Below are 12,444 nucleotides of genomic sequence, written 5' to 3'. Positions count from 1 at the left end.
ATATTATTGTAACTTATAAAGTGGACGAGTTAAGTCAATTCAGATTTATACCTTGAGCAAGACGGCTTCTTGTTCATTTTCCACCCCCAGCTTTTGATAACTTTTTCAGCAAACCCTATTTAAGAGGGAACTTCAGTCTAAAGCTTAGCCGCAAAAATATTGCTTCGCCTTCCCCGATCGCTCCCAACTCCACCTTTAGAGGGATACTAACCCCCCGTTCCCCTTGTTAAGTGTTAATTAATGCAGGACTTACGCAGTTCGACCGAAATTACACTAAATGGAGAGGTCGGTGGGCATTGCCCACTCTACAAATGGTGTAGATTCGTAACTCCTGTAATGTTGAAACACTTGACAAAATTATGGCTTTTACTCAATCCAATCTTCCGACCCCCCCTCCTTTTCAATCGCAAGCTACTGCTGACGAACTCCAATCTCGACTCAACTGGGGCGAACCCGCGTTAACTATCATCGACGTGCGCGATCGCGAGGCGTTTAACAAAGAAAGCATTCGCGGCGCAGTTCCGTTACCGATGTCCGAACTCGTCTCGGAAGCTCGAGCGAACTTCGAGACCACGCGAGACATTTACGTCTACGGAAACGACGACGACGAAACTCGCCTCGCCGCTACGACTCTTAGAGAAGCTGGATTCGAGCGCGTCGCCGAACTCAAAAGCGGCTTGAATGGCTGGAAAGCGATCGCCGCACCCGTTGAATCCTAACGCAGTGGGGCGATCGCGTTCGTCTAACTCTCGAGAGATTTGTCGGGAATGAGGCAAAATCTCCCCATCTCTTCACCTCAATTCTCCGGTTCCGAACCGTTTGAGGAAGTATTTTCCGATAGCCGATCGCCCAAAACTGGCTCGAGGGCTTCCGAGAGGGCTTTCGGATCCATAAAGACCACTTTAGAATTCTCACTTTGGCTGAGTTTAAAACTCGAATCGACGTAGCGTTGAGTAATAAAAAAGTGAAGAATTTCTCGAGCGTTACGTTTTGACTCCAAGGCTTTGGCGATTTGGTTCATATATTCCGCCGTTCCTTCGGCTTCTAAAATCGACGCTCGTTTTTTAATTTCCGCCGCTCGCTCGATTTCCATAGATTCGAGAACCGTTTTGGATGGATTGATTTTCTGAACATCGACTCGCGTGACTTTAACGCCCCAATTTCCCGTTTCTTCATCCATTTTTTCTAACATCACTTGGTTGATTTCCCCTCGCGATGTCACCGTGCGATCGAGTTCTCGCTGACCGATTTCCGAGCCTAAAATCGTACTGACGCGGTTCTGAATGGCAGCAGCAACGTCTTCGATTTCGTAATACGCCCGTTCTAAATCTAGAATACGCCAGTACACCACCGCTTGAACTTCCAACGAGACGTTATCTTTCGTAATTGCCCGTTGCGGTTCGATTTGAATGAACTGTTCGCGGGTCGTATCTTCCCACACGATGCGATCGAAAAACGGAGCAGTCAAATTCAACCCTGCGTTGAGGGTTCGGTGGTATTTTCCCAACCGTTCTACGAGTGCTTGATTGCCCTGATTGATAATTTTGACGCCTCCGACGGTGTACCCGACAAACCCTAAAACGATGGCGGCAAGAAACGAATACATCGTCTAAATTTCCTCAAGTACTACGTTCGATCGAAAACGAACTTTGACTCTATTAAATCGCGAAACTTGTCAGGGAGCCACCGGCATCTCCCACAGTTTGATCGTTTTATCTAATCCGCCGCTGACTAACTGGCGACCGTTCGAGGCAAACGCTAAGGCACTGACTTCGCCGCGATGGCCGTGCAACCGATACTCTCGTTTTCCGCTTTCGAGGTTCCACAAAAAAATGGCTTCGCCTCCCCCGACGAGATACCGACCGTCTGGGGAAAAGATCGCGGTACTGAGATCGACCTGCGTTTTCTCGAGGCGATCGATTTCCGCTCCGGGGAAGACGTTCCACAAACGCAAGGTATTGTCGAAGCTACTGCTGGCGATGGTGGTGCCGTCCGGCGACAAGGCAACCGATCGCACGCCCGCGTCGTGACCGGTCAGCGCGCGAATTTGAACCCCTTGAGACACGTTCCAGACTCGCAAGGTTTTATCCGCTCCCCCACTCACTAAGGTATTACCATCGGCAGACAGCGCGACGCTGGTGACTTCGGCTGTATGACCTTGTAAGGTGTGGAGCGATCGCCCGCTGCGTAAATCCCACACGCGAATCGTGCGATCGTCGCTGGCACTGACGAGAATGCGGCCGTCGGTGGAGATGGCGATATCGTTGACGGCTTTGCTGTGTCCGCCGAGCGTTAACTTACGAATGCCCGTACGGGCGTCCCAGAGGCGCACGGTGGTATCGTCGCTAGCTGTGACGATGGTATTGCCGTCGGGGGTAAAAGCGACGGCACGAATCCAGTCGTCGTGAACCGATCGCTCGTACAGTAGAACGCCGTTTTTGAGGGCGATAATGCCCAGATCGCGAAAACTCCCGCTGGCGACGATATTGTTTTGTGGCGACACGGCGAGGCTGTAAACTCGTCCTCCGGCGTTACGGGCCAGCAACAAGTCGAAAAAGCCGCTGCTGGGGAGAGAAGACAGGGGGAACCACGGGCTGGCCGGAAACAGTCCGTAACGCCAATAGCTGTAAAGTTGAGACGCGGCCAGAATCGCGATCGCCCCGGCTGCGACAGACTGCCAAGACAGGTGTAGGCGATCGCGCCAACTGGTCTGACGTTTGCGAAGGCGTGATTGAGTGCTGCGTCCGCCCCCCGTACTGCGAAATCCCGAACCGGTCGATCGCAAATCCGGCGCACCGCTGCGATAGAGTCCCGAGTCTGTCGGTAACGCTCGCGACGCCCGTGGCGTTTTTTGAGCTGGAGAACTCGAAGCGCTATCGTTGGGTTTGAACGGCCACTTAAAGCCAGTATTCGAGGCAGATAGTTGAGGTTTGGCCTCGTCTAACGAGCGCAAAATCATTTGGGCGTGTTGCGGTCGGTTGCCGGGAAACGGCGCCATCATGTAATCGATGATGTCGGCCAGGGCGTCGGGAATTTGAGGCGCACCGTCTCGCCATTGAAGTTTCCCGGTGCGAGGGTGTTCGGGAAATTCAGTAGGTTTTTTGCCGGTCATCAAGTAGACGAAGGTGCGTCCGAGGGCGTAAAAGTCCGATTGAGGGACGGCTTTTCCGTTAATTTGTTCGGGAGGGGTGTAACCGGCCGAGATGATTTCCGTGACGTTTTGTCCGCCGCCAACTTTGTTGAGATAGGTTCCCGTCACTTCTCGCGCCGTTCCGAAATCGATGAGAACGAGTTGTCCGTCGGGACGGCGCATAATGTTATGGGGTTTGATGTCCCGGTGGAAGTAATGCTGTTTGTGGACTTGTTCTAAAATTTCGACGAGTTGCTCGAGCCAGGCGATCGCTACTTTTTTATCGATCGGTTGGTTTTTACGCTCTTCGAGCCATTCGCTGAGGTTTAACCCCTCGATTTTTTCCATCACCAAGCAGTGAACCGGTTCTTCGCTGTTGGGCGGCCAGTAGACGAAATACCCGTCTGGCTCGACTTTGGGAATGCCTGGATGACTCAGGCGGCTGAGGACTTTGGCTTCTTGTTGAAACAGCGAAACCGCTTTGGGATGGTTTTTGTAGAGAACTTTAATGACTTTGAGTTTTTTGCCTTCGGCTGCCTCAAAGGTTTTGCCGAAACCGCCACTCCCGAGCAACCCAAGAATCCGATACCGATTTTGCAGCACCAAGTCCGCTCCACAATGGGGACAGACGCGATCTTTCGGATTGGGCTGTTCGGCAGGGTTAGGGCATTGGGGGTTAATGCAATAACTCACGGATAGCAGCTGACCCGGCACAAAGGTTAGGGGTATATGTGGGCTTGGACGAATTCGACAGTTCGACACTCGTTCGGAGAGCGCGTGTCCTGAATCGGTCTCGGGAAGTTTGGCTCTTGGAGAACGCTCGCTTGCCAGTCGAGGCGCGACAGGTGGGTTGGGAGACGACTCGGCTCTCGGTTTCGTTTCGACTCCCCACGTCAGGGTTCATCGGTTGCGAGGGAAACTCTCTCGATGACGCGAACTTTCGACTGTGGACAGTGCGACGGTTGGGGTCGGCTCTTTGCTAACCCTGACTTTAATTTACCTCACTGAACCTCATTTCTGTTGGCTGCTTTCAGTGTATCGTACTTGTCTGCTGTCCGAAGGCGGTGGGATTTCCCCAGGGAAGCGACAAGGACGGTATCGAGGGGAGAGGAAAAATTCGGATTGCTTCCCGTTTTCCTGACGAACTCTCCTCTCTCGGGTTTCCCGACCTCAGAAACAGGAAAACCCAAAACGTAGGGTTTCGGGTTTTCTCAGGAGACCGATCTCGGTTGGGGTGTTGTCCTAGATACGAGAACCGCCGAGATGAGGGAGGAATACTGTGACGGACTCGCCGTCGTCATTAATAATGTCGTGGGATTCAAAGCCAAAGCGATCGCTGGCAACCCGTCGGCGCGATCGACGGTGCGAGGAGGTATTTCGCAGGGAAGTCGAGGTGGCACGGTCGGCAGTCCACGATTGAGGGATCGCTCGTTCGATTGCAACACCAGATCTAGCCATAATATTTTTTCCTCCCTAAAATAATGTTTCAGTTGTCAGTTGTTCTTCGGACAACTGAGGCGATCGCTATTTTTTTTAGATCGCGAAATTCTTGAAAAAACGGTTCGATCGCTTCGGAATAATCTTGTCTGTAAACGATTTTGTATTCGATTGAATGGGTGTTTTTAATCCCACGTTCTCGAAGTTTGCGATCGGTCTCGTCCCGCTATTTCACGTTATTAGTATAGCTCGATCGCGCGGTTTACTGGAGGGTTTCGATTCAAAAGTTTACAAAAAAACTTCTCCCCAAAACTACGATCTCGGGGTTGTAATCGACATTACAAAATTGAGATCGATTGGAGAAAAGTACGTGATAGTACGGAGCGAAGAAGCGGAAAATCGATAGGTTTGCCGCGATCCCCATTGCGTCGCTATACTCGGAACCGACGCGATCGCACGTCGTCGCCGTACTGTCGAACGGCCTCAGAAATCGTCTCCCGTAAATTCGCGTAAACCTTGGCAAAAGGCGGTTGGCGATCGGACCATCCGAGCAAGTCGTGCGTCACTAAAATCTGTCCGTCGCATCCCGAACCCGCTCCGATACCGAGGGTCGGTACCGTCAGTTTCTGAGAAATTTTCTCCGCTAACGCCCCATCGATATGTTCGAGAACGAGGGCGAAGATCCCCGCCCGTTCTAACGCCAATGCTTCGGAAACCAGCCGAGATTCTTCAGTGTTAGTCGTCCCCTGCTTGCGATATCCCAACTGATGCACCGACTGAGGCGTCAGTCCCACGTGACCCATCACCGGAATTCCCGCCTGCACCAAGACCGCCACCGTTTCCGCCATCGCCGGATACCCGCCTTCGAGTTTCACCGCCGCCGCTCCCGTTTCCTTCAAAATGCGTCCGGCCGACTGTAAAGCTTGCTGGGGACTTTCCTGATAGGTCAAAAACGGTAAATCCACGACCATCAACGCCTGCTTGACCCCGCGACGAACGGCTTTAGCGTGGTGCAACATTTCCTCAAGGGTCAAGGGTAACGTCGTCTCGTACCCTAACGCCACTTGAGCCAGGGAATCCCCCACCAGAACCACATCGACACCGGCTTCGTCCAAAACCTTCGCGATCGCATAATCCCACGCAGTCAACGTGACGATCGAACGATGTTCGCGTTTCCAACGCACCAGCGTTCGGGGTGTTACGGCCATATCTCAACTCTCAAAACTCGTCTCACAACTTGCCCAAAATCGGGATCTCGAGCGCGATCGTACCGGTCTCGGCTCGTTACTTCAGTCTAGCGAAAAGTGTCCGTTCCAAGGGCGCGATATCCTAGATCCTAGAGGGAACCGAGGCAACGGAACCACGGAATACCCCCGATCGCACCTCCCACTCTGACTGACCGTGTTCCACCGATCGCTCGTCACTGCACTCTCCAAACGATTTTCTCTGCGAACGGCGATCGCCATTCCGTTCGCCCTGCAACTGGTCGCCTTTACGGGGCTAGTCGGATACCTGTCCTACCAACAAGGACAACAGGCCATTCTCGACCTCGGCACCCAACTGCAAGACCAAGTTAGCCGCCGCATCGTCCAACACCTCGAAGACTATCTCGAAACCCCCAACCAACTAACCGCCTTAAACGCCGCCGCCATCGAAGCCGGAACCCTCGATCCGACGAATTTAGCCGACACCGCCGAGTATTTCTGGCAACAGATGCAGGTGTTCGAGGTCAGCGACCTCAACTTCACCAGTTCCGATGGAGAGTTCGTGGGGATTTATCGCCGCAATGACGGTCGCCTCGTCCTCACCGAACGGAATTTCGATCGCGATCCGACTCGAGCGTACGAATACCAACTCAACCGCTTTGGCGATCGCGTCACCGTCCTCGACATCACCGACGACTACGACCCTCGCCGCGATCGAGGTTACCTCCAAGCTGTCGAAGCGGGGGAGTTCGTCTGGACGCAAGGATCGGTTCGATCCCCAGGACAAAACACCCCAGCGGTATCGGCCAGCTATCCCCTCTACGACGAAGACGGGGACTTGTTGGGCGTGTTGGGCGTCGATTTGCGCTTGTCTCGCATCGCTCAGTTTTTGCGAACGTTGAAAATCGGCCGGGCCGGACAAGCCTTCGCCATCGATCGCCAAGGGGTGTTGGTGGCCACCTCGGGAACCGACGCGTTTCTTGGTTCTGACGATCGCCCCCTCGGTGGGATTCGGGCTACCGAAAGCCGCGATCGTACCGTGCAAGCGGCTGCGACCCATCTGATACGCCACTTTGACAACTTAAATCAAATTGAAGAAACGCAGATTTTACGGTATCAGTTGCAAAACCATCAGTATTTTTTGCAAGTTTCACCGTTTCGCGATCCCAGCGGTCTCGATTGGCTAGTGGTGGTGACCGTTCCCCAAGCCGACTTTACCAGTGCCGTTCGCCGAACTGCTCGCGTCACGCTCCTCCTGTGCGTCTTTGGATTGGCCGTCGCCACCTTTGTCGGTTGGCAGGTATCTCAGGGCATCGTGCGTCCCTTGCAGCGGTTGACGGAAGGGTTGCGGAAGTTGGGGAGTCAGTGGAAAACGCTGTCTTTTTTAGACGTGCGATCGGGGGGACTGTTACTGCGGACTCGAGAAATCAAAACCCTGTTGACAACGTTCAACCGCACCGCCGCACAGCTTCAAACGACTTTGGCGGAGTTGGAATCGGAAAACAAAGCCCTGCGGGAAACCGATCGCCTCAAGGATTTGTATTTGTTCAATTTAGCTGAAGAGTTTCAACCGACCATTCAAAAAGCCATCGACAATGCGAAAGCCTTGCTCGATCGCCGCGATCGCTATCCTCCTGAAGACTTACAGCGTTTCGATCGCGTCGTGCGTGCTGGAACTCGCCTGTTGGAGTTAATGCAGGAAATTTCCGATCTGACGAAGATTCACTCGGGACAACTGAGGCCGAACCTCGAGGCCGTCGATATTCAGGTTTGTCTCGACAGCATCATTACCCAACATCGCTCGGATCTCGACGAGAAATCGCTGCAACTGTCCCGTCACGATTTTCCTCCGCCTCTGTACGTCCGGGCCGATCGCCGAATGCTCGAACAGGTGTTGTCGATCGTCTTAGAAAACGCGATTCAGTTTACTGAATCCGGTGAAATCGTGGTTCGGACGGCGATTACCGCCCCGATGGGCAAAACCAGCTATCACGAACTTCCTGAAGCCATTATTTCGATTTCCGACACGGGTATTGGCATCGCTCCCGACCAACAAGAGAAGTTGTTTCAACCCTTTGCCAAGCTCGAAGGCTGTCCCGAACACTGTCGCGGTCCGGGGTTGGGGTTAGCTGTGGCTAAAAGTTTGGTGGAGTTGATGCGGGGACAGATCGCCGTTGAAAGTGAGGGGATCGATCGCGGAACGACAGTGATAATTGTCTTACCTATCGGGGCGTCGATCTGAGGAGCGAGATCGAGCCGGGGGCGATCGTCGTTTGATGTTACGAGTTGTAAAAAATGCTTGACAAACGAGTTTTAAGTGTTAATCAACGATCGCAGCGATTAAGACTTCCGAGAGGGTTTCGCGATCGATTTGGTCGAGGGTAACGGTATCGCAGATATCGAACGCCGCCCCCATTTTTTGCAAATCGTTGTCGAGATTCAGCAGGAGTTCCCGCAAGCGGGGATCGTCTCCAATTTGCACGATTTCGATGGCCAGTTCTTCGTCCGAGGTAATTTGGTTGGAGGCAGCGATGATGGTTTTGCGGACTTCGGCGATATCTTGGGGGATGCTTCCCGTGAGGACGAAAATAGTTTCGCCGTTGGGTTTGGCCAGTCCCAGGCGACGGCGGTTGAAGTAGAGGTCGATGGCGTCCCGTAGCGGTTTGGCGAGATAAGACCGACCCGAGGGGGGATAGTCGCGAAAGCGTTTGGCGACTTCGGTGGAGGTGACGCGATCGAAGCGATCGAACGTGTCGCTGTAGAAATATAAGGTAATCCCGTCGAAGTCGAACTGTTCGCACTGGGTCACGAAGGCGAGCGTGGCGTCCTGCAAAATGGCTTGCAACGTCAGGCCGCTGTTGGAGTCGGTTTGTGTCATCGTCGCACTGCGATCGATCGCGATCGTGTAATCGCGGTCTTGGAGGAGATCGCCGCCATCTGTCAAAATATCCATCGTTGGTGGGGGGAGAGTCGGAATTCGAGTGAAAACAATTTAGAACGCCGATCGATCGGGAGCGATCGACGTTCTGAAGCGATGGGGAAGACCCGAACGGTTGAGAGACACCCAGAGATGCTTTCAGTGTAGACGATCGCGATCGGGATTTCGCCAACGCTGTGTTAAAGAAACTGTTGGCCGTCGGGGTCGTCTTTAAGATGTTTGAGAACTGTTTTAATCTCTTGAGTACGAGACTTGCGAGCGATTAAAGTGGCTTTTCCGTCCCGTACCACCACCACGTCTTCTAAGCCGATGGTCACGATGAGTTCGTCGTCGTCGCTGCTGTAGACGATCGCTCCTGTCGTATCTCGTCCGATGTGGCGAGCGAGTTCTACATTAGTGCGATCGCCATCGTGGAGGCGTTCGAGAGCGTTCCAATCCCCTAGGTCGTCCCAACCGAAATCCACTGGTAAAACGTAAGCCAGATCGGTTTTTTCCATCAACGCGTAGTCGATACTGATTTTGTCCAACGTCGGATAAGCAGCGACCCCTTCTTGAGACAGGCGAGAAATGAGGGTGGGGGCGTAGGTTTTCAATTCCGAGAGGGTGACGCCAGCCCGGAAGACGAAAATACCGCTGTTCCAGCTAAAGCGTCCCGACGCGAGAAAGTCTTTGGCGGTGGCTTCGTCGGGTTTTTCCGTAAAGCGAGCGACGCGGTAAGCTGGGAGTCCGCCCACATCTCCGCAGGCCGTACCTTGTTCGATGTAGCCGTAACCCGTGGCGGGATAAGTGGGTTTGACGCCCAAGGTCACGATCGCGGCTTCAGTGGCGGCCAGTTCGATTGCGGCTTTGAGCGTGGTTTGAAAGCGAGGGCGATCGGCGATCGCGTGATCGGCGGGGAAGAAGCCCACCACCGCCTCATTATCGTAGCGTCGGGAAATTTCGAGGGTCGTCCAGGCCACGGCTGGAGCGGTATCGCGGCCTTCCGGTTCCACCAAGAGGTTGGCGTCGGGGAGTTGGGGGAGTTGTTCGCGAATCCCGTCAACCAAATGAGAGGCGGTAACGACCCAGAGATTATCCCAGTTTCCCGCTAGAGGTAACAGGCGATCGGCCGTAGCTTGCAGGAGGCTGTTTCCGCTTCCGTCGAGGCAGAGGAACTGTTTGGGGCGTCGAATACGACTGAGGGGCCAGAAGCGTTCCCCTTTTCCCCCCGCGAGGATGACGGGAATAAAGACCATAGTGAACCTCGATGTGTTTCTGGTAATGTTGTTTGCGTTGCCCCCATTTTGGCATCGCCCCGCCCGAGATACCGTAAGGAGGAGTGAGAAGAGCGTTTTTGCGCGAATGGGTAGGTGTTTGAGAAGAGGATGTGCGGTTAGAGAAGTGAAAGGCTTACAGCGTCTAGGTTTGAGCTTCTAAAGAGTCGGAGGCGATTCGCGCAATCTTTGAAAGCCTTATCTGGTATGTGTTTGAGAGATTTAGGAAGAAGTGCAATATGGCATTTTTGTCGAGTTTCATGGTAGGATGGCAGCGATCCGCGCAACTGAACCTTGAAAACCAAATAGAATCAAGGTTTCAGAGGTAGGCCGTTGAAAAACCCAAAAATCCCTTCTAGGGATTGAAACACAGTAGTTTCGGGGTATTTTGCTTATTCTGCTTTTTGTTGAAAAACCCAAAAATCCCTTCTAGGGATTGAAACAACACAATTCACAAATACTCTCTTAAAAATTAATCCCGAGAGTTGAAAAACCCAAAAATCCCTTCTAGGGATTGAAACCCCTATAAATCCCAACGGGACAACGCCATCAATCCCGTTGAAAAACCCAAAAATCCCTTCTAGGGATTGAAACTTGTCGTCCACGACGACGCGAAACTCTCCAAACCGCGTTGAAAAACCCAAAAATCCCTTCTAGGGATTGAAACGCGCCCATTATCACGCCGTAGTGACGGAATTCACCCAGTTGAAAAACCCAAAAATCCCTTCTAGGGATTGAAACCAGTTTGCGATGTCGCGGCTCCTGGGTGACTTGCAGGTTGAAAAACCCAAAAATCCCTTCTAGGGATTGAAACCCATTCTCTGGTGACCTCGCCGCTTCCGCTCCGAACGTTGAAAAACCCAAAAATCCCTTCTAGGGATTGAAACATCATCTCTACTTGGAGGCGGTCGCCGCCTGCCACGTTGAAAAACCCAAAAATCCCTTCTAGGGATTGAAACGATAGATTTTCGGGTCATTGAGTAGGGTTGCGACGGTTGAAAAACCCAAAAATCCCTTCTAGGGATTGAAACTACACACATTTCAAAAGACTTAGATTCTTGGACAGTTGAAAAACCCAAAAATCCCTTCTAGGGATTGAAACGATTAATGTAGCGAACATGATTTGTAGCGAGTAAATGTGTTGAAAAACCCAAAAATCCCTTCTAGGGATTGAAACTACGCCTAATCCCGCGACGATCGCCTCGAGATTCTCGGTTGAAAAACCCAAAAATCCCTTCTAGGGATTGAAACGTCGTTTTCGCGGCATCGGTAGTCTCAATGTACGGGGAAAGTTGAAAAACCCAAAAATCCCTTCTAGGGATTGAAACCAAAACAGAACATGATAAAGCAGATTTTGCTGAGGTTGAAAAACCCAAAAATCCCTTCTAGGGATTGAAACTCAGAAATCTGCCAAACCTCCCTAGTTAATGACCCGAAAGTTGAAAAACCCAAAAATCCCTTCTAGGGATTGAAACCTTCTCGATAACCCGGAACGGCTCGGACCGATAGTGTTGAAAAACCCAAAAATCCCTTCTAGGGATTGAAACATCGACACCGCCGTCAATACTGGTGCAGCGTTCGAGTTGAAAAACCCAAAAATCCCTTCTAGGGATTGAAACGTTCCGCGAGGCGATGCAACAAGAGCTGATCGCAATGTTGAAAAACCCAAAAATCCCTTCTAGGGATTGAAACTTACAACGCAGACGACGTAAGGGTTGTAAGACTTTCTAGCGGTTGAAAAACCCAAAAATCCCTTCTAGGGATTGAAACATCGACAACTGCAACGGAAGTTGGCTCGTCAGAAAAAGTTGAAAAACCCAAAAATCCCTTCTAGGGATTGAAACTTTGACAAATTGCCAGACGCTGACGCCCAAATAGAGTTGAAAAACCCAAAAATCCCTTCTAGGGATTGAAACCGGGTTGTAAGAATGCGATCGCGCCATGTCTAGCGTTGAAAAACCCAAAAATCCCTTCTAGGGATTGAAACGAATGGCTCGATGGAATCAACCGCACGATTGTCGCCCAGTTGAAAAACCCAAAAATCCCTTCTAGGGATTGAAACCGAGATTCTCGATCGGTTGGCGAACCACGATCCGGTTGAAAAACCCAAAAATCCCTTCTAGGGATTGAAACTTTGAGATTTTTAATAGCATTGACCGCCGCGATGCGTTGAAAAACCCAAAAATCCCTTCTAGGGATTGAAACCGGGTTAGCTGCCTTGACGAGATGCCACTCAACGGTTGAAAAACCCAAAAATCCCTTCTAGGGATTGAAACGGAAAATCACACATCGCCGCCCGCCTCGTGGCAGTTGAAAAACCCAAAAATCCCTTCTAGGGATTGAAACAAGGTTCCAAAACCGACCGCCAGCGATGCCCCGATCTCAGGTTGAAAAACCCAAAAATCCCTTCTAGCGGGACTTAAACGGTAAAAAAGGTAAAATAAAAGCAAAACCCTTGACTGACAAGGATTTAAGGTGGAG

The 12,444-nt window shown here is 51.8% G+C and carries 8 protein-coding genes and 1 CRISPR repeat array; of the genes, 2 read left to right on the top strand and 6 right to left on the bottom strand.

Going from position 1 to position 12,444, the window contains the following annotated elements:
- Positions 1-359: 359 nt before the first annotated feature.
- Positions 360-719, top strand: coding sequence for a rhodanese-like domain-containing protein (locus tag GEI7105_RS0122145; RefSeq protein ID WP_017662596.1), 360 nt, complete (start codon positions 360-362; stop codon positions 717-719).
- Positions 720-796: 77 nt separating this feature from the next.
- On the opposite strand, the gene GEI7105_RS0122140 is transcribed toward GEI7105_RS0122145, so the two are convergent.
- From GEI7105_RS0122140 to panB, 4 genes are all read right to left on the bottom strand, one after another.
- Positions 797-1,606, bottom strand: a complete 810-nt coding sequence (locus GEI7105_RS0122140) for an SPFH domain-containing protein (RefSeq protein WP_017662595.1) — start codon at positions 1,604-1,606, stop codon at positions 797-799.
- Positions 1,607-1,675: 69 nt separating this feature from the next.
- Positions 1,676-3,823: a serine/threonine-protein kinase gene (locus GEI7105_RS0122135; RefSeq protein WP_083862490.1), complete on the bottom strand. Its 2,148-nt coding sequence runs from the start codon at positions 3,821-3,823 to the stop codon at positions 1,676-1,678.
- A 549-nt stretch (positions 3,824-4,372) separates the two neighbouring features.
- A complete protein-coding gene (locus GEI7105_RS37740) occupies positions 4,373-4,588 on the bottom strand; it encodes a hypothetical protein (RefSeq protein ID WP_144053984.1) in 216 nt (71 codons plus the stop codon).
- 410 nt (positions 4,589-4,998) lie between these two features.
- Positions 4,999-5,775, bottom strand: a complete 777-nt coding sequence (gene panB / locus GEI7105_RS0122115; protein WP_026097866.1) for a 3-methyl-2-oxobutanoate hydroxymethyltransferase — start codon at positions 5,773-5,775, stop codon at positions 4,999-5,001.
- A gap of 193 nt (positions 5,776-5,968) precedes the next feature.
- Here panB and GEI7105_RS0122110 point away from each other — a divergent pair, with 193 nt between their 5' ends.
- Positions 5,969-8,014 (top strand): sensor histidine kinase, encoded by a 2,046-nt coding sequence (locus GEI7105_RS0122110; protein WP_017662589.1) that lies wholly within the window; start codon positions 5,969-5,971, stop codon positions 8,012-8,014.
- A gap of 78 nt (positions 8,015-8,092) precedes the next feature.
- Here the strand turns inward: GEI7105_RS0122110 and GEI7105_RS0122105 are convergent, their stop codons facing one another.
- The gene (locus GEI7105_RS0122105) at positions 8,093-8,725 is read right to left on the bottom strand and encodes a vWA domain-containing protein (protein ID WP_017662588.1); all 633 of its coding nucleotides are present in this window, start codon (positions 8,723-8,725) and stop codon (positions 8,093-8,095) included.
- Positions 8,726-8,889: 164 nt separating this feature from the next.
- A complete protein-coding gene (locus GEI7105_RS0122100) occupies positions 8,890-9,945 on the bottom strand; it encodes a mannose-1-phosphate guanylyltransferase (protein WP_017662587.1) in 1,056 nt (351 codons plus the stop codon).
- A gap of 350 nt (positions 9,946-10,295) precedes the next feature.
- Positions 10,296-12,309: direct repeats of the CRISPR family, unit length 37 nt; unit sequence GTTGAAAAACCCAAAAATCCCTTCTAGGGATTGAAAC.
- Positions 12,310-12,444 lie beyond the last annotated feature (135 nt).

This window comes from Baaleninema simplex PCC 7105, from assembly GCF_000332355.1.
GTDB lineage: Bacteria > Cyanobacteriota > Cyanobacteriia > Cyanobacteriales > Geitlerinemataceae > Baaleninema > Baaleninema simplex.
Note: the sequence above shows the minus strand (reverse complement) of the source record. Positions and strands in the feature narration are given on the sequence as shown.